This window comes from Halomonas denitrificans, from assembly GCA_019800895.1.
GTDB lineage: Bacteria > Pseudomonadota > Gammaproteobacteria > Xanthomonadales > Wenzhouxiangellaceae.
On sequence record JAHVKF010000002.1, the window covers coordinates 422,709 to 440,031 of the forward strand.

Below are 17,323 nucleotides of genomic sequence, written 5' to 3' on the forward strand. Positions count from 1 at the left end.
GGCCGAAACCGGGGCAAAGCCCGCCCCGGCGGGCGATCAGAAGCGCTGCGTGTAGCGCAGGTAGCCCAGCCGACCGTAGCCATCGTAGAGGGCAAAGTTGAAGCCACCCGGCTCGCCGCGGTCGAGCACCGGGTCGCGATCGGCCAGGTTGTCGACGCCGACCGCGACGTCTGCATTCCATGGTGCCGACCAGCGCAGCTGGACGTCATGCGTCGTCCAGCTCGGCAGCGGGCCGGAACCATCGAGGGCGTCGTCCTGGTCAGCGATGTGGTTGACGATCCAGGTCAGCGCGAAGTCATGCCAATCCAGGACCGTCCGCCATTGGCCGCGCCAGTCGGGACGTCCATTGTCATCGGCGAGGTTCGTCCCCCCATCCACGCGATATCGATCGACCCAGGTGGCATCGATCGTGCTGTTCAGCCCGAATTCGCCGAATCGCCAACGACCGGACAGGCGAACGTCGATGCCGCGGGTCTCGATCCGCCCGATCGACGCGAAACCGGTCTGGATATACAGGATCCGACCCTCGGCGTCACGGGCCACGCCGAGTCCGCCAGTTTCATCGGGCGGCAGATCGACGGGGTCCAGTTGCCGAAGTCCGCCCGGACAGTTGTTCGAAATGCCCTCGACACAATTCGCGATCTGTTGCGCCCCGATCAGCGTCGTGCGCTCCTTTATCCGCAGATCGAAAGCATTGAGCATGACTTCGATCGACTCGACCGGGGCGTAGCGGAACCCGAGATCGACCTGATCCGCGACTTCGGGGTCCAGCGCGGGATTGCGCACTCGATAGAGCGGAAAGGCGGGCCGTCCGCCTGGAAAGGTGCCGAAGCACCCCGGCGGCCCGCTCGGATCGATGCACCGCGGGTCGATGAAACCGGACGTGAAGGCGGGAACCGACGAGTCCGGCTGCCGTAAAGGCTCGGCGCTCAGGCTGCGGCTCCAGCCTGCGTGAAGGTGGAGCCGATCGAGGGGATGCCAGTGCAGCGCCAACCGTCCAGACGCACCTGCGACGGCGAAGTCGTAGTCGTCCCAGCGCACCGCCGCAATCGCGTCGAGCCGCCCGGTGATCGGCAACGCGAGTTCACCGAACGCCGCCCATAGCTCGCGGTTTCCGCTCCCGCCAACGACGCGGGATCCGGTGACCCGCTCCGCGGCGCGCAACGCGTCCGGTCGGTCCTCGAACGTCTCGTCGCGAAGCTCGACGCCGAGCAGCAGGCGAGCCGATCCACCGGGGAGGTCGAAGATATCGGTGGCCACTATGCCCCGCAACGAACGAAGAAGGAAGTTCGCGTCGCGCGAGCCGGTCGTCTCGAAAGCCTCAAGCACGTCCGAGGGCGAGCCGAACGGATCGTAGAGGTTGTAGGCGCCGGAGTCGATCGCCGGCTGCGCGAGCTGCGGGAGCACGAAGTTGTCGATGATTTCGTCATGTTGAATTTCGGCGCGCTGCGCGGCCAGCGAGACATCGAAGCGTCCGATGCGACCCTGTAGATCGAGCGCCACGTTGTAGCTGACCGCTTCGGTATCGCTCCGAAGCGGACCGTTGGCCGCGAATCGATGGACGTTGAGCAGCAGGTCGTCGCGAACGCCTGAATAGTTTTCCCAGAGCGGGTTCAGCCCTCCTTCGGACGGCGGAGTTGCCGGATGATTCGGTGTGCCGGGCTCCAGCCGGATCGTGCCGAAGCCGCCGACCAACCAGGGCACCGATGCGACCGGCGCGCCGGGCCGAAACGTCATCGATCGACCCACACGGGCATCGACGCTCAGAGACCAGTCTTCGTCGATTCGATAACGAGCATTCGCGAACAGTGATTCGTTCCGGGTGGAGACTTCTTCGGCGGACAGCAGGGCCGCATCGTATCGGCAAAGATCATCGTCGATCGTAAAGCCCGGACCCCGGCAGCCTGCTAGGTTGGCGGCACCGTCGTCCAGGAAGGAGAAGCCCGACGTGAGGAAGTTGTTGGCGAAGACCGAAGAATCATCCCGCGACCAGCGCCGATTGCGCGCGAACACGATGTCGCGCTCGTCATAGCTGGCCCCGACCACGATCGAGCCCCGCTCGTCGCCGATTCCCGCCAGCACCGAGGCGCCCTCGACCTCCCCGCCGGCCCGCTCGGTCCACGAGGTTCCGACGCTGGCCTCCACGCCGCGGAAGTCGTCCCGCGTGATGATGTTGATCACCCCGCCGATTGCGTTCATTCCGTGGATCGCACCGGCACCCGACGGCAGGATCTCGATCCGCTCGACCATGGCCAATGGAATGAAATTCAGGTTGCTGCCGGTTGCGGTCGCGGGATCGATGGCTTCGCGACGGCCGTTCACCAGGACCAGCGTGCGCTCCGTATCCAGCCCGCGCAGGTTCGCGCCCGCGTAGGCCTGGGAGTCGAAGCCGGGTCCCGGCCTCGGCGAGCCCGCGCTGTTCAACGGCAGGTCGCGAAGCACCTCGGCCAGCGAGTACTTGCCCGAGCGCTCGATCATCTCGCGGTCGATGATCTGCAGCGTGGTCGTCGCGGCCGGGCTGTCGAGGCGCGACGCGGTGTCGGCGGCGTGGACGGGCAAGAGAACGAGGGCAGCAAGACCGGCTGCCGCGAGATTGCAGAATTGTTTCATTCGAACGATGCTCCCCGGATTCGATTCGAAACGGGAGCGCCCCGCGACCCGGCCAACGCGATTTCGAGCCTACCCGACAGAACCCTGCTTGCCAAGCGCGAACGAGGGTCCGCAAGGCCCCGATCCGCTTCATCACGGACCATCTGCGACACTCGGGAAATGGAACTCTGGATTGCAGCCAGCGCCTGCGCGCTGACGATGTTCGCCCTCTGGCTCTGGCAGCGCGGATCGGGGCGCGCCGACTGGGTCGACGTGGCCTGGGCGGCGCTGATCGGTGTGCAGGTGCTGTTCTTCGCGATCGTCGGCGACGGGTCCGTGGAAAAGCGGATCCTCGTGGTGCTGATCGCCTGCAGCTGGTCGTTCCGGCTGACGTACCACCTGTCGGTGCGGCTGGCCGGGCACGACGAGGAGGACGGCCGCTATCAGTCGATGCGAGAGGCGTTCAACGAAAAGGCGAATTTCGGCTTCCTGCTGTTCTACGCCGCCCAGGCGCTGGTGGCCTGGCTGTTCGCCCTGCCGGGCTGGGTGGTGGCCAACGATCCGGCGAGCGACTGGACGGTCCTGGTGTTCGCCGGAATCGCGTTCTGGGTCGTGTCGCTGGTCGGCGAATCGATCGCCGATCGTCAGCTCGCCGCCTTCAAGGCCGACCCGGACAACAAGGGCGAGGTCTGCGACGTCGGCTTGTGGAAGTACTCGCGCCACCCGAACTACTTCTTCGAGTGGCTGCACTGGTTCGCCTACCCGCTGATCGCCTGGGGCGCGCCGAACCACTGGGTCGCCTGGCTGGGTCCGATCGTGATGCTGCTGTTCCTGTACCGTGTCAGCGGCATCCCCTACACCGAGAAGCAGTCGATCAAGTCCAGGGGCGACGCCTATCGCGAGTACCAGGAGCGTGTCTCGGCCTTCTTTCCCTGGCCGCCGAAGTCGTCCGACACGACCTCGTCGAACTGAATTTCCCTCGGGTCAGCGCTCACCCACGACCCGCTGGACGGCCCGCACCAGGGATTCGCGCACCTGCACCGCGTCCGGCCCGGACGCGAAGCGCTGATTGAGTTCGATCTCCAGCGTGGTCAGGCGACCGTCGTCGAACCGCTTGCGGTGCCAGGAGCCGAGTCCGTCGCTGGTGCCCTTGTACGGGCGGTTGCGGTGCACCGCCAGCTCGGGCAGTTCGGCCCGGATCGCCTTCTGGAGCCGCTTGCAGAATGCATCTTCCTTCAGCCGCGACGGATCGTGCAGCAGGCCGATGTCGGTCGGCCGCGTCGTGCCGTCGAGAACCGGCGTGAAACTGTGACAGGCCAGGTGGATGACCCGCCCGGGCGCGTTGCACACGAACTCCGCGTAGGCCGCCCAGTGCGGCCGCCAGATCGATTCGGTCAATTCGGCGCGCTCGTCAGGGCTCAGCCCTCGCGAGAACTCGGAGAAGCGCCGCGGGTGGTGTTCCGATCGGTTCAGGTCGACCAGCAGGCGCGACCACTTCCCCTTCATCAGGGGGGCTGCCAGCCGTCCGGCCAGGGCGCGCGCCAGCGCCAGGCTGCCCGGGTCCCAGGCCCGGTGCGTGTCCAGCACGTCGAGGTCCTCGTCGAACAGGCCAAGCCAGCGCGACGGAATCGCGTTGGACGCGTGCTCGGCGGTGATCAGGAGCGAAACGGGCGGTTCTCGGCCAGGCATGCACACAGCTCCCGACAGCATTCGACGAGCGCATCTTCGCTCGGGCGCTCGCCGAGCCGGCGGACCAGGCGCGCGGCCAGCGGACCGTGCTCGAGCAGACCCGCCACGTGACCGGACGGGTCGGCGCCCAGCCAGCCGCGATCCAGTAGCGTCGACAGGGTGGCACCGACCGACGTGCCCGGATCGACGCCGAACAGCGCCGCGATGCCCGCATCGTCGATCGAGGCCACCGCGCCGCGCTCGGCGACCGCGAACAGCTGATCGGCGAGCGCCGCGGTGGCGACTTCCTGCTGGGTCGCGAAGTCCACGGCGCCGTCGTACAGCGTGCGGACCAGCGCGACGACGCCCTCGGCGATCGCCAGGTCGACGGTCGGGCATTCCTGCAGGTCGATGATGCGGATCTCGATGGTCTGGCGCTCGAAGCGCGCGATCGCGCCCCGGGAGTTCAACCAGTCGTCGTTCAGCACGCCGTCGGGATCCTTCGGCTTCACCGCGTCGTACATCGGCTGGAGGACGGTCGCGTGGTAGTCGTCGATCGAGGTCACCGCCTCGGGCACCACGAGGCCCGAGATCTCCGGCACCGCCTTCTGGTTGTCGCGGTAATAGCGCAGCCGGTTGTCCAGCCAGCCGCCGTAGCGGCCGTCGAGGTAGGGCGACGCCGCCGACAGCGCCGGGATCAGCGGCAGGACCACGCGGATCGCCGCGTGCAGGCGGGTGAACTCCTCGTCGTTCGCGAACGGCAGGTTGATGTGCATCGACTGCAGGTTCGACCAGCCGTGCCCCCGGCAGTCGAAGATCCGGTTGTAGGCGGCGTAGATCTCGTTCTGCCCGAACGGCCACAACGAGGTCTCGCGGTCCGGGTCGAAGAGCGGGTGCGCCGCGCCCGGAAGCAGGCAGGCGCCGTGCGCTTCGAGCATGCGGTTGATCTGCACCAGGTCGCGGTGGAAGCGCTCGCCCAGGCCGTCCAGCGTGGCCGCCGGGCCGTTGGTCTTCAGCTCGACCACGTGCCGGACCAGCTCGTTCGACCACGCGATGTCGCCGTGGCCGACCTCGTTGACGACCTCGCCGGCCTCGTCGTGCAGCAGCTCGTCGGCGATCGGCCGCACGCGCATCGTCTCGCGGTCGACGATCATGTACTCGAGTTCGATGCCGTAACCGTCGAAGGCGTGCAGGAACTCGATCGGGTACGGGGGATCCAGGGTCGGCATGTCAGTCTCCGGTGCGTGGCGCGACGACACCGCGCTTGCGGGCTTCGATCCGTCGCAGCATGGTGCCGAGGATCTCGCGGTACAGGGCGCCCTTCAGCACCGCGTCCTCGCAGCCGGCGTCGATCGACGGGTTGTCGTTGACTTCGATCACCAGCACCCGACCGTCGACTTCCTTCAGGTCGACGCCGTACAGCCCGTCGCCGATCAGCGACGCGGCTTTCAGGGCGGTACGAACCACGCGCTCCGGCGCCTCGCCGACCGCCATCGTATCGGCCCGCCCTTCGTCCATGCCGGCGGTTTCGTCGTGCTTGATGATCTGCCAGTGCCCGCGGGCCATGTGGTAGCGGCAGACGTAGAGCGGTCGACCGTCGAGGACGCCGACCCGCCAGTCGAAGTCGGTCGGCAGGTACTCCTGGGCGACCACCAGCTCGGAGTGCTTCAGCAGCTTGCGGACCGTGGCCTTGAGATCGGCGGAATCGCGCACCTTCACGACGCCGGCGGAAAACGCGCTGTCGGGCTGCTTGAGGACCACCGGCAGGCCCAGGGTGGACTCGATGGCGTCGATGTTGTCGCGGTGGACCAGCAGCGTCCGGGGCGCGGCCACCTGGTGGCGGGCCAGCAGCTCGGCCAGGTAGACCTTGTTGGTGCACTTGAGGATCGAGTCGGGGTCGTCGATCACCACGAGGCCCTCGGCCGCCGCCTTGCGCGCGAAGCGGAACGTGTGGTGGTTGACCGCGGTGGTCTCGCGGATGAACAGCGCATCGAACTCGGCGAGGCGACCGATATCGTCGGGCCCGATGCGCTCGACCGCCAGGCCGAGCTCGGCACCGGCCTTCTCGAAGCGCACCAGCGCCTTCTCGTCGGACGGCGGATGCGCTTCTTCCGGGTTGACCAGCATCGCCAGATCGAAGCGGGTCGGCTTGCTCCGCGTGGCCCGCGGCCGCTCGCCGGCAAAGTAGCGACGCGCGGCCTCCTGGAGGAACGCGCGATGGCTTTCCGGCACGTCGGCGAAATCCAGCGGCGCCAGCCGCCGCAACAGCCATTCGTCGTTGATCCGGGCGAACTCGGCGCGTAGCAGGGGCGCCGGGAACAACTTGAACAGGGCGCGGCTCAGCGCATCGTGGCGCTCGGCCAGGTTGCGCCCGAAGTAGATCGACAGCACGAAGCGATCCGACTGCAGGGCCTTGAGGCTTCGCTGGGTCGCCGCTTGCAGCTCGGACGACACCAGGCGGACGACGGCCGGGCTCTTCAGGTCCTGGAGCGTGCCGACCGACGGCAGCGGCCGGTGCCCTCGCGCCGCGGCCAGCAGCGACACGTAGTACCCGGTGGCCTGGTAGCGCAGGCTGCGACAGAGGTTGTAGACCCGCACGCCGCGCTCGCTGGACCAGGCGGGGTCGGCGAGGTAATCGCGCGCCGAGACGAACTCGACGCCGGGCAGTTCCTTCAGCCAGGGCTCGATGGCCTCGGCCACGACCAGGTGTTTCATGGGGCGCGTCCTTCGTGTTCGTGGCCGGGCCGAAGCACGACCAGGTTGGCGTCGTAGGTCAGGGACCCGAGCAGGATCGCGCCGATCACGCGGTCGATGTGCACCCGGTAGCGCTGCGCACCGTGCGGGTTCTCGGCCATCGGATCGGCGATCCCCACTTCGAGCGTCGACCGGTCATAGTCGGTCAGCAGCACGAAATGGCCGACCGGCAGGCCGCGGATGTCATCGTCCGCATCGTCCGGACCCCATTCGCGCATGCTCCGATAGAGGTAGGTGGCGCTGAGGCCGGTCAGCACCGGGTGGCCGTCGCGCAGCAGGCGCCGGATCAGCGTTCGGGTCAGGTCGGCGAAGCGCAGCCGTCCGCCGGCGGCGAGGAACTCGAGATAGCCCGCGGTGGCGATCGAGAGCTTGTCGTCGTCCTTGGCCGCCTCCTGGGCTTCGAGCTTCGCGGCCAGGTCCACCTTGCCCTCGAACCAGGTCGGATCGAAGACGCCGAGGTTGTAGGTGTAGATCTCCGCGCTGTAGCCGCGACCCAGCGCGTGGTTGGCCAGGAACACGTCGAGCGTACCGCCGTGGTCGAGTCGCCGGATCGTGTCGATGACCTCGTCCAGGTCGACGTCCTCGCCGAAGTGCCGATACAGCGCGTGCAGGCAGGTCGGTCCGCAGGTCGTCGTGTCGGGCTGGGCCTCGATGCGCGTGCCCTCGTCCTCGACGGAGCGCGTCATGTCGAGGCCTTGCCTGTCGATGCCTCGACGGCCCGAGCGAGGTCCGTGTAGAGGTCGTCGGAGTCCTCGATGCCGACCGACAGGCGCATCAGGCGGTCATCGATGCCCAGGCGCTCGCGCACGCGGCTCGAAACGCGAGCGTGGCTGGTCCGGGACGGCTGGCAGATCGTCGTCTCGACGCCGCCGAGGCTGACCGCCGGCGCCACCAGCGAGAGTGCGGCGAGAAACCGGCCGGGGTGGCGGTCCGCGTCCAGCCGGAACGCCATCATCCCGCCGTAGGCGTCCATCTGGCGCTTGGCCAGGTCGTGGTCGGGACTCTCGTCGAGGCCGGGGTAGTGAACGGCCTCGATCCCGTCGTGGGACGACAGCCGCTCGGCCAGGCGGAGGGCATTGGCGCTCTGGCGCTCGACACGAAGCGCCAGGGTCTTCAGCGAGCGGTCCAGCAGCGCGAGGTCCTGGCCATTGAGGCTGGACCCGAGCCGGATCGCGGCCGGACGGATCCGGTCGATCAATTCCGCCGACCCGGCCAGCGCGCCGCACAACAGGTCCGAATGACCGCCGAGGTACTTGGTCGCCGAGTGCATGACCAGGTCGAAGCCGAATTCCAGCGGCCGCTGCAGGACGGGCGTGGCGAAGGTGTTGTCGATCGCCGCCAGCACGTCGTGGTCCTTCAGGATGGAGGCGGTCGCCTTCAGGTCGACGACCTTGAGCAGCGGATTGGTCGGCGACTCGACCCAGGCCAGGCGCGTGCGATCCTCGATCAACCCGGCCAGCGATTCGCGCCGGCCGTCCCAGGTCGAGTGCCGGAGCCCCCAGGGCTGCAGCAGGCCGTCGACCAGGTCCGACGTCCCGCCGTAGACCCCGTCGAGCACGATGACATGGTCGCCGGGCTCGAGCAACCCGAACAGCAGGGCGCTGATCGCGCCGAGTCCGGAGGCGGTGACCAGCGCGGCCTCGGCCGATTCCAGCGACGCGATGCGGTCGGCAACGACGCCGTGGTTGGGCGTGTTGAGGTAGCGCGGATAGCGCACACCTTCGCCATCGGTATAGTCGTAGGCCGTCGAGGTGACGATCGGCGTGTTCAGGCCAAGCTCGGCCGGCCCGCGTCGGGCGCCGGCATGCACGCAGCGGGTGGACAATCGTGGGCGGTCGGGCATTCCGGCCTCCTGGCAACTTCACGGTGGTCATAGGATGCGCCATCGGCGCGCTGCACACGCGGTTTTCGCGCGCTTCGGGCAACATTTCGGCAGAAAACTATACTCCTGTCCAACGCCGCCGGATGCCCGTGCCATGTCGCGCGAACTCACGCTCAAGCAGCTTCGTTACTTTTCGGCGCTGGCCGACTGCGGCAACTACCGCAAGGCCGCGGAACAGTGCGGCATCAGTCAGCCGTCGCTCAGCGCGCAGATCGATGCGCTGGAAGCCCGACTGGGCGTGCAGCTCGCCGAGCGTGGGCGCCGGGGCGCCCAGCTCACGCCGGTGGGCCGCGAAGTCCTGGACCGCTCGCGAAAAGTGCTGCGGGAGATCCGGATCCTCGAGGACTTCGCCTCCGACGCGATGAAGACCTTGAGCGGCACGCTGCAGTTCGGGGTCAAGACCAGCGTGGGTCCGTACCTGATGCCCCCGGTGGTGCGACGCCTGCACCGCGACTACCCGCAGCTGCGCCTCGCGATCCGGGAGGACTTCTCGGACCCGCTGGCCGACCAGCTGCTGGCCGGCACCCACGACCTGATCCTGACCGAGATGCCGACCGGCAGGGGCGACCTGGACAGCCGGCCGCTGTTCGAGGAACCGCTGATGCTGGTCTGCGCCACCGATCATCCGCTGGCCGGCGCGGATGCGGTCGATCCGGCTGCACTCCGCGGCGTCGACGCCCTGTCGTTCAGCGCCCGGTCGCAGTACCACCGGCAGATCGGCGAGTTCTGCGCGCACCACGGTGCGGAGGTCCACGAGCGCTACGATTCGGCCAGCCTCGACGCGCTGCGCCTGATGGCGGGCATGGGCTCCGGCGTGTGCTTCCTGCCCTATCTCTACGTGGCCTCCGAAATCGACGGCCGGGACGACGTGGTCGCTCGGCCGCTGGCCGGCGAGCCGCTGAAGCGCACGATCGGCCTGGCCTGGCGGAAACGTTCCGGGGTGCAGACCGCGATCCGCCGGATCGGTGAGGCGATCCTGCGCGAGCTCGAGCAGCATCACGGCGAGCTGGTCCGCTTCGACCGCCGCGACTCCGCCTGAACGCACCGCGGTATCCTCGAGGCGGACCCTCCGGGAGATCCCAGATGACCGATTTCACCCGCCTGGTTCGCGACGTCCCCGACTGGCCGACGCCGGGCATCGTGTACAAGGACATCACGCCGCTGCTGGCCAGTCCCGAAGGCTTGGCCTGGGCGGTCGACCGGATGTACGAGCCGTTCGTCGGCCAGCACGTCGACCGCGTGGTCGGTATCGAGTCGCGCGGCTTCATCTTCGGCAGCGCGATCGCCCGCGCCCTGGGCGCGGGGTTCGTGCCGGTGCGAAAGCCCGGCAAGCTGCCGCGCGCCACCCGGCGCTGCGACTACCGGCTGGAGTACGGGACCGACGCGCTGGAGATGCATGTCGACGCGCTGGTCGAGGGCGAGCGGGTGCTGGTCGTCGACGACGTTCTGGCCACCGGCGGAACGATGGCCGCGGCGTGTGGCCTGGTCGCCGAGCTGGGGGCCGAAGCGATCGGCGCAACCGTGCTCATCCGCCTCGCCGCGCTCGACGGTGCGGAGCGAGTGCCGGTCGCCGTCCACGCCGTGCTCGACGCCTGACGATTCAGGCTGTCGCAAGCGTCCCGGGCTCGGTTCCAACGATTCTCATTCCGGGAACCCCGGCCGGATTGGGGTATCCTGACGGGCGAATTCACCACGCGAGTCGATCGGACATGAAGGGCGACGCCACCGTCATCGAGTTCCTCAACAAGGTGCTCAAGAACGAACTCACCGCGATCAACCAGTACTTCCTGCATGCCCGCATGCTGGACAACTGGGGCCTCGAAATTCTCGGCAAGAAGGAGTACCACGAGTCGATCGAGGAGATGGAGCATGCCGACGACCTGATCAACCGCATCCTGTTCCTCGACGGCTTGCCGAACCTCCAGGACCTCGGCAAGCTCCGGATCGGCGAGACCGTGCGCGAGCTGCTCGAATGCGACCTGAAGCTGGAGCACCAGGCGATTCCGGACCTGCGCGACGCCATCGAGTACTGCGAAAAGGTCCGCGACTACGTATCGCGCGAGCTGTTCGAGAAGATCCTGAGCGACGAGGAAGAGCACGTCGACTGGCTGGAAACGCAGCTCGAACTGATCGAGAAGATGGGCGAGAAGAACTACATCCAGTCGCAGATGAAGCCGGCCAGCGACGACTGACACCCGGACCCGTACCCGTCGGCCGGGCACGCCGCCCGGCCCCCACCCTCGAGACACGACCCATGACCCCGAACCGACTCCTGATCGGCGGGCTTCTGGCCCTCTGCGCCGCCTGCTCGCCCGCTCCCGACGTCACGCCCGCGCCGATCCCGACCGGGCCGGACCCGCACAGCTTCGCCAACCACGACCGGATCGTCATCGACCACCTGGTGCTGGACCTCGAGGTCGACCTCCGACGTCGCGTGCTCGACGGCCACGTCGTGCTCGACCTGGCCCCGGCCGACGGGGCCGCGGAGGGCGGTGTCCCGGCCGAACGCATCGTGCTCGATACGCGGCAGATCGACATTCGGGACGTCAACCGCGTCGACGAGGACGGCACGCTGGAACCGCTTTCCTGGCGCCTCGATGAAGGCGACCCGGACCAGCCCTGGCTCGGCCGGCCGCTGGCCATCGCCCTGCCGTCGGGGGTCGACCGGGTCCGGATCGACTACACGACCTCGCCCGACGCCTACGGCCTGCAGTGGCTCGACGGCCAGCAGACGCTGTCGGGCCAGCCGTTCCTGTTCTCGCAGTCGCAGCCGATCTTCGCCCGCACCTGGGTGCCGCTGCAGGACACGCCCGGCGTTCGCTACACCTTCGACGCCACGATCCGCGTGCCGCGCGGGCTGATGGCGGTGATGGGCGCCGGCGGCAACCCCACCGGGCCGTCGGCCGACGGCACCTACGAATTCTCCATGCCGCAGCCGATCCCGTCGTACCTGATGGCGATTGCCGTGGGCGAGCTCGAGTTCGAGGCCACCGGCCCGCGCTCGGGCGTCTATGCGGAACCCTCGCTGCTGGATGCCGCGGTCGCGGAGTTCGGTGAACTCGAAGCGATGATCGACGTCGGCGAAGCGCTCTACGGCGACTACCGCTGGGACCGCTACGACCTGCTGATCCTGCCGCCGAGCTTCCCCTTCGGCGGCATGGAGAATCCGCGCCTGTCGTTCATCACGCCGACGGTGATCGCCGGCGACCGATCGCTGACCGCGCTGATCGCCCACGAACTGGCCCACTCCTGGTCCGGCAACCTGGTCACCAACGCGGCGTGGCGGGACCTGTGGCTGAACGAAGGATTCACGACCTACTTCGAGTCGCGCATCGTCGAGAACCTCTACAGCGAGCGCCGGAAGAACATGGAAGGCACGCTGGACTACCGGAACCTGGAGGCGGAGCTGGCCGAGCTGTCGGACGCAGAACAGGTCCTGGCGCGCGACCTGGTCGGCCAGGACCCGGAGGCCTCGTTCACCGGCATCCCCTATGACAAGGGCCGGTTGTTCCTGCAGTGGCTCGAGGCGCGGGTCGGCCGGGAGGCCTTCGACGCCTTCCTGCGCGACTACTTCGACCACTTCGCATTCGAGTCGATCACCACCGAGGACTTCCTGGCCTACCTCGAACGGACCCTGCTGGCCAAACACGGCGACGCGGTTTCGATGGAAGAGATCGAGGCCTGGATCTATGAACCCGGCCTGCCGAGCGACGCCGTCATCCCGGAATCGGATGCCTTCGAGATCGTCGACGACTACCGCCGGCAGTGGCTGGCCGGGGACATCGACCTGGCCGGGATTCCGACCGAGGACTGGACCGTCAGCGAGTGGCGCCAGTTCCTGCTCGGCCTCGGCGACCGCCTGGACCGCGAGCAGATGGCCGAGCTGGACGCGGCCTTCGACCTGACCGGCACCGGCAACGTCGAGATTCTCTACCTCTGGCTGGTCCGCGCGATCGAGACCCGCTACGAGCCCGGCATCGAGCGCCTGGAGGACTTCCTCATCGAGGTCGGCCGCAACAAGTTCACCCGGCCGCTCTACGAGGAACTGGCCGCCACCGACTGGGGCCGCGACTGGGCCATCGAGGTCTACGAACGCGCCCGCCCCGGCTACCACCCCATGACCCGCGCCGCCGCCGAACGCGCGCTGGGGCTGGACGAGCCGCCGAGCGACTGAGTCCCAGGCCTTCGCGCACTTTGCGGCTTGCTCCTGAGGAGATGGGCGCAAAGGCGCGAAGGGGCAAAGAAACGCAAAGAGAAGCATGTTTTCTGTGGCGGGCGGCTCGGGTTTCCGGGCCTTGCCACGATGGGACAGCTTCTCCTTCCGGGGCGCCGCTCCCTAGATGACGGGCGCGAAGTGAAATGCAAGAACCATCTTGGAAAAACGCGCACTCCGCTGCGTGGTCTCGCTCAGCAATTCGATTCGTCACGCCTTTGACTTTCTTCCAGCTTAGTTCGCTTTTTCATCGCGCCTTCGCGTCTTCGCGTCTTCGCGTCTTCGCGCCCATCTTCTAAAGGCCGAAGCCTCGATCTGCGGACGCTCGCCAACTCGAGCTCGGGCACGCACCAGGGCAGGAGTTTCTTCCCCAAAGAGAATCTCTTCGCGTTTCTTCGCTCCTTCGCGCCTTTGCGTCCATCCTCTAGAGAACCGCCCCGAACACCAGACGAATCCCGGGAACGCAACGCCGAGGGCCGAATGCGTACAATATTGGTCCTGAATCGAATTCCGAGTCTCGACGATGTTCTCGCAGTCCTATGCCCCGGTGAAGTTCGAACGCGATGCCGACGTGGTGCTGATCCCCGACGGGCAGGTCCTCGAGCTGCCGGCCGGCACCACGGGCTACCTGACCCAGTCGCTGGGCGGCAGCTTCACGATCTACGTCGACGGTCGGCTGTTCCGGCTCGGCGGCGACGATGCCGACGCGATCGGCCGCGAGCCGCCGCCGCGGCCGGACCTGCCGGAAGGCGCGTCCGACGAGGATTTCGAGGCACTGGTCGTCAAGCAGCTCAAGACCTGCTACGACCCCGAGATCCCGATCAACATCGTCGACCTGGGCCTGGTCTACGAGGTCGACATCCAGCGCAATGCGGCCGGCAATCGCGAAATCTCCATCGCGATGACACTGACCGCCCCTGGCTGCGGCATGGGCGACTTCCTGGTCGATGACGTCCGCTCACGGCTGCTGATCATCCCGACCGTGGACAAGGTCGACGTCGAACTGACCTTCGACCCGCCGTGGAACCAGGAGATGATGAGCGAGTCGGCCCGGCTCGACACCGGCATGTTCTGACCGGCGTGGTCCGCACCCCCCGCCCCCGCCCCCGCCCCCGCCCAGAATCCACTTCCGATCGCCTGCGGGTCGTCGACGCCTTCCAGTTCCTCGGCTCGCCGGAGGGTATCCGTTGGGTTGCCGGCTTCTGGTTCGCCATCGTGTTCATCGAGGCGCTGGACCACGCGCCGATTCCGCTCGGCAGCCTCGCTGCCTTCCTGCTGCAGTTCGTCACCTGGTTCGTGCTGTACCGGGTCGCCAGCGAGGTCCTGCTCGACGCCGCGGCGGATACGCCGGGCCTGACCCGCAGCACCTTCGAGGGGGCCGACGGCCTGGCGTTCAAGCACGTTGCCCTCTGGCTGCTGGGTACGCTGGCGGTGGTCGCACTGATCCTGCGCTTCGGCACCGCCGGCGCCGTGCTCGGCGCCGCTGCGATGACCCTGATCCTGCCGGCCGCGACCATCCTGCTCACGCTGGGCCGCCAGCTGCTGATGGCGCTCTGGCCACCGGCCTGGCTACGATTGATCGACCGGATCGGCGTCCGCGACTACGCCCTGCTGTGCGGCGTCCTGGTCGGCACCGGCGCGCTCTACGCGGCCGTCAGTACGCTCGCGCAATCGATCCAGCCGGACGGCTGGCTGGTGCCGATCGCCCAGTTCACCGTCTGGAGCTCCGGCGTGCTGGGCTGGTTCCACCTGGCCGGACGGGCCGTTGCGCTTCACCGCCACGAGCTCAACCTGGTCGAACCGGACGACGAACCCATTCCCCGGCCGGAGGCCTTCACCCGCGACCCCGAAGTCCTGTGGGACGAAATCCGGAATCGCGGCGGCTCGCGCGCGATGCACGCCGAGCTGGCCCGGCACCTTGCGCGCGACCCGGATCCATCGGCCGTGCGCGACCGCCGCATCGCGCATGGGCGGATGCATGTCGAGGCCCTGCTGCTGGCGTTCGAGGATCCGGTCGAAGCGGTCGACCGCGCGGCGGCGATGCTCGAGGTCGACCCGGGCTTCTGCCTGTCCGACGCGCCGAACCAGTTCGCGCTGTTCGAGGCGGCGTGCGAGCAACGGGTCAAGGGACCGGCGCTCCGCCTGGCCGAGAACTTTCTTGCGCGCTTTCCGAACTCGCCCCGCGCGCCGAAGGTCAAGCTGCGGGCCTGCGAGCTGATGGCCGACGACGAGTCCTCGCGGCGCGCGATCGCCGAGGCCTGGTACCGCGAACTCATGGTCGCCGACCTCGCCGAACCCGAAGCCGAACGCCTCCGGGCGCTCAAGAGTGCCTACTGACAGGAGGCTTCGTCAGGATTCGGCGCCCGACTCTCCAGATGAACAGCGCGCAGACGCGAAGGCGCGAAGAGAAAGCCAATCTGTTCGAGGAAAACCGGGAACGTAATCGAAAGGCGGGGCTCGTCCGGACATCCCGACGATGCTCAGGGTGTTTCAAACCGCTTCTGCTTTTCCCTTCGCGCCTTTGCGTCTTCGCGCCCATCTTCCAAGGACCGGCGCCTGGGACGGTCACTCGTCCTCGCCGTCAGCAGAGCCCAGGTTCTTGAACCGCCCGCCACCGAAAAACGCTTCTCTTTGCGTTTCTTTGCTCCGCTGCGCCTTTGCGCCCATCATCTATAGGTCGCTGCCCCGAAAGGCCGATCGAAGCTCTATCGGCCGAACAGTCTGCCGGCCATGCCGAGGGCGCCGGAGAGCCCGCCGATGGCGTCGAGGCTGCCGCCGCTGGAGGCCTGGTCGACCATCTTCGGCACGGCGTGCTGCAGGCCCGACAGCGCGGTCCCCTCGTCCAGGCCGAGCTTGCCGGCGAAGCTGCGGATCGAATTCCGGCCGAACACCTCGACCAGCTGATCGGCATCGATGCCGTCGTTATCGCCATCGCCGAGCCAGGTCGTTGCCATCGCGGCAAGGCCGCTGCCCTTCATGCGCTCCAGCAGTGCGCCCAGGTCCACGTTGCGTCCCTCGCCCGGCAGCAGGCCGGCCAGGGCATCCATGATCGTGTCCAGCGACAGCGAACTGGTCACGCTGTCGGCGATGCCGGATTGAAACGCCTTGGCTCCCACCTTCAACAGTTCTTCGACATTCATCGGTCGTCCCTCGTTGGGTGCGTACCGTCAGCCGGCACGACTTCATTCTACGGCGAGCGGGTCTCCGCCGTGATGGCCTCGGTGGCGTGCACGCGACCCTCCGCGTCGACCACCAACGCGCGCTCCAGCGACATCGAATCGGCGACCATGCGCCATGCGCCGATCCCGGCGACGACCAGCGCCGTCGCACCCGCGTCGGCGCGAAGGGGATCGGCGTGGATCACCGTGGCCTGGATGACCTCATCGACCGGCCGGCCGGTGAAGGGATCGAGGATGTGCGCGTACCGCTCGCCGTCGAACTCGCCGTAGCGGTAGTCGTTGCCCGACGTGAACACCGCCACCGGCTCACGCACCTCCAGCGTGGTCAGCACGCCGCCGGCGGGGTTGCGGACACCGACGCGCCAGGGTCGGTCGGTCGCGCCGCAGACCATCACGTCGCCCCCGGCATCGATCAGCGCGTCGGTGATCTCGACGCTCGCCAGCAGTTCGCAGGCGCGCTTGACCGCCAGCCCCTTGGCAATGCCGCTGAAATCCAGGCGCACGCCCCGCTTGAGCGAGCGAACACTGCGCCCGTCGACGGCCAGGGAGCGCATGCCGGGCTGCCAGGCCAGCGCGTCGGCGATCGCCTCATCGGAGGGCGGCGGCTCGGTCAGCGGATACTCGGAGGTGTGGAAGCCCCACAGGCGGACCAGCTCGCCGATGGCCGGGTTGAACCGGCCCATCGATTCGGCTTCCAGCTGCACGCTGACCCGGACCAGCTCGGCCAGGTCGGGGGTGGTGACCTTTCGGCCGCCGCGCAGCAGGGCGTCGTTGAGTTCCGCCAGCGCGCCCGGCTCCCAGGGGTGCCATTCGCGGTGCATGCGCTGGAACTCGGGGCCGAGAAGCCGGAAGGCGCTGGCCGCATGCTCGTCGCTGACGCCCCGCACCTGGACCCGGACCTCGGTGCCGAACACGAAGTAGGTCGCATCGTGGTCACCGATCGGCGCGCAGCCCGCAAGCAGCACGCCGACCAGCGTCAGCAGCCGCGGCAGCGCCCCGGGCCGGCCGGACGACCCGGCCCGCCGGGTTCCCGGCACC

The 17,323-nt window shown here is 68.0% G+C and carries 15 protein-coding genes; 7 read left to right on the forward strand and 8 right to left on the reverse strand.

Features of this window, described 5'->3' with window-relative positions; genetic code table 11:
* Positions 1-36: 36 nt before the first annotated feature.
* Positions 37-2,610, reverse strand: coding sequence for a TonB-dependent receptor (locus tag KUV67_06000; GenBank protein MBY6204424.1), 2,574 nt, complete (start codon positions 2,608-2,610; stop codon positions 37-39).
* Between the two features lie 159 nt (positions 2,611-2,769).
* Here KUV67_06000 and KUV67_06005 point away from each other — a divergent pair, with 159 nt between their 5' ends.
* Positions 2,770-3,561, forward strand: coding sequence for a DUF1295 domain-containing protein (locus KUV67_06005; protein MBY6204425.1), 792 nt, complete (start codon positions 2,770-2,772; stop codon positions 3,559-3,561).
* Positions 3,562-3,573: 12 nt separating this feature from the next.
* Here the strand turns inward: KUV67_06005 and KUV67_06010 are convergent, their stop codons facing one another.
* Genes KUV67_06010 through KUV67_06030 form a run of 5 tightly spaced genes read right to left on the reverse strand, consistent with a single transcriptional unit; the run spans position 3,574 to position 8,854 of the window.
* Positions 3,574-4,278, reverse strand: coding sequence for an N-formylglutamate amidohydrolase (locus KUV67_06010; protein ID MBY6204426.1), 705 nt, complete (start codon positions 4,276-4,278; stop codon positions 3,574-3,576).
* Positions 4,245-5,486 carry a hypothetical protein gene (locus KUV67_06015; GenBank protein MBY6204427.1) on the reverse strand — a complete coding sequence of 414 codons (1,242 nt, stop codon included), beginning with the start codon at positions 5,484-5,486 and terminating at the stop codon, positions 4,245-4,247. The genes KUV67_06010 and KUV67_06015 overlap by 34 nt, the downstream gene beginning before the upstream one ends.
* A 1-nt stretch (position 5,487) precedes the next feature.
* Positions 5,488-6,972 (reverse strand): RimK family protein, encoded by a 1,485-nt coding sequence (locus KUV67_06020; protein ID MBY6204428.1) that lies wholly within the window; start codon positions 6,970-6,972, stop codon positions 5,488-5,490.
* Positions 6,969-7,697, reverse strand: a complete 729-nt coding sequence (locus KUV67_06025; GenBank protein MBY6204429.1) for a C39 family peptidase — start codon at positions 7,695-7,697, stop codon at positions 6,969-6,971. The genes KUV67_06020 and KUV67_06025 overlap by 4 nt, the downstream gene beginning before the upstream one ends.
* A complete protein-coding gene (locus KUV67_06030; protein MBY6204430.1) occupies positions 7,694-8,854 on the reverse strand; it encodes a PLP-dependent aspartate aminotransferase family protein in 1,161 nt (386 codons plus the stop codon). Before KUV67_06030 ends, KUV67_06025 begins: the two co-directional genes overlap by 4 nt.
* Before the next feature lie 133 nt (positions 8,855-8,987).
* On the opposite strand from KUV67_06030, the gene KUV67_06035 reads away from it, so the two are divergent.
* The 6 genes from KUV67_06035 to KUV67_06060 all read left to right on the forward strand — a co-directional run bounded on the left by KUV67_06035 (position 8,988) and on the right by KUV67_06060 (position 15,443).
* A complete protein-coding gene (locus tag KUV67_06035) occupies positions 8,988-9,932 on the forward strand; it encodes a LysR family transcriptional regulator (GenBank protein ID MBY6204431.1) in 945 nt (314 codons plus the stop codon).
* Between the two features lie 44 nt (positions 9,933-9,976).
* Entirely contained in the window at positions 9,977-10,489 is a 513-nt protein-coding gene (locus tag KUV67_06040; GenBank protein ID MBY6204432.1) for an adenine phosphoribosyltransferase, read from the forward strand.
* Positions 10,490-10,602: 113 nt separating this feature from the next.
* Positions 10,603-11,085, forward strand: coding sequence for a bacterioferritin (bfr, locus tag KUV67_06045; GenBank protein ID MBY6204433.1), 483 nt, complete (start codon positions 10,603-10,605; stop codon positions 11,083-11,085).
* Positions 11,086-11,147: 62 nt separating this feature from the next.
* Positions 11,148-13,067 (forward strand): M1 family metallopeptidase, encoded by a 1,920-nt coding sequence (locus tag KUV67_06050; protein MBY6204434.1) that lies wholly within the window; start codon positions 11,148-11,150, stop codon positions 13,065-13,067.
* Between the two features lie 562 nt (positions 13,068-13,629).
* Positions 13,630-14,181, forward strand: coding sequence for a putative Fe-S cluster assembly protein SufT (gene sufT / locus KUV67_06055; GenBank protein ID MBY6204435.1), 552 nt, complete (start codon positions 13,630-13,632; stop codon positions 14,179-14,181).
* 5 nt (positions 14,182-14,186) lie between these two features.
* Positions 14,187-15,443, forward strand: coding sequence for a hypothetical protein (locus KUV67_06060; protein ID MBY6204436.1), 1,257 nt, complete (start codon positions 14,187-14,189; stop codon positions 15,441-15,443).
* Between the two features lie 368 nt (positions 15,444-15,811).
* Here KUV67_06060 and KUV67_06065 read toward each other — a convergent pair whose 3' ends face one another.
* Positions 15,812-16,246, reverse strand: coding sequence for a DUF937 domain-containing protein (locus KUV67_06065; GenBank protein MBY6204437.1), 435 nt, complete (start codon positions 16,244-16,246; stop codon positions 15,812-15,814).
* A 47-nt stretch (positions 16,247-16,293) separates the two neighbouring features.
* Positions 16,294-17,322, reverse strand: a complete 1,029-nt coding sequence (locus tag KUV67_06070) for an FAD:protein FMN transferase (protein ID MBY6204438.1) — start codon at positions 17,320-17,322, stop codon at positions 16,294-16,296.
* Position 17,323: the final 1 nt, after the last annotated feature.

Excerpts from the sequence above, each read along its gene's own strand:
- KUV67_06000 (MBY6204424.1), bottom strand. The coding sequence starts at position 2,610 with ATGAAACAATTCTGCAATCTCGCGGCAGCCGGTCTTGCTGCCCTCGTT.
- KUV67_06005 (MBY6204425.1), top strand. The coding sequence starts at position 2,770 with ATGGAACTCTGGATTGCAGCCAGCGCCTGCGCGCTGACGATGTTCGCC.
- KUV67_06010 (MBY6204426.1), bottom strand. The coding sequence starts at position 4,278 with ATGCCTGGCCGAGAACCGCCCGTTTCGCTCCTGATCACCGCCGAGCAC.
- KUV67_06015 (MBY6204427.1), bottom strand. The coding sequence starts at position 5,486 with ATGCCGACCCTGGATCCCCCGTACCCGATCGAGTTCCTGCACGCCTTC.
- KUV67_06020 (MBY6204428.1), bottom strand. The coding sequence starts at position 6,972 with ATGAAACACCTGGTCGTGGCCGAGGCCATCGAGCCCTGGCTGAAGGAA.
- KUV67_06025 (MBY6204429.1), bottom strand. The coding sequence starts at position 7,697 with ATGACGCGCTCCGTCGAGGACGAGGGCACGCGCATCGAGGCCCAGCCC.
- KUV67_06030 (MBY6204430.1), bottom strand. The coding sequence starts at position 8,854 with ATGCCCGACCGCCCACGATTGTCCACCCGCTGCGTGCATGCCGGCGCC.
- KUV67_06035 (MBY6204431.1), top strand. The coding sequence starts at position 8,988 with ATGTCGCGCGAACTCACGCTCAAGCAGCTTCGTTACTTTTCGGCGCTG.
- KUV67_06040 (MBY6204432.1), top strand. The coding sequence starts at position 9,977 with ATGACCGATTTCACCCGCCTGGTTCGCGACGTCCCCGACTGGCCGACG.
- bfr (MBY6204433.1), top strand. The coding sequence starts at position 10,603 with ATGAAGGGCGACGCCACCGTCATCGAGTTCCTCAACAAGGTGCTCAAG.
- KUV67_06050 (MBY6204434.1), top strand. The coding sequence starts at position 11,148 with ATGACCCCGAACCGACTCCTGATCGGCGGGCTTCTGGCCCTCTGCGCC.
- sufT (MBY6204435.1), top strand. The coding sequence starts at position 13,630 with ATGTTCTCGCAGTCCTATGCCCCGGTGAAGTTCGAACGCGATGCCGAC.
- KUV67_06065 (MBY6204437.1), bottom strand. The coding sequence starts at position 16,246 with ATGAATGTCGAAGAACTGTTGAAGGTGGGAGCCAAGGCGTTTCAATCC.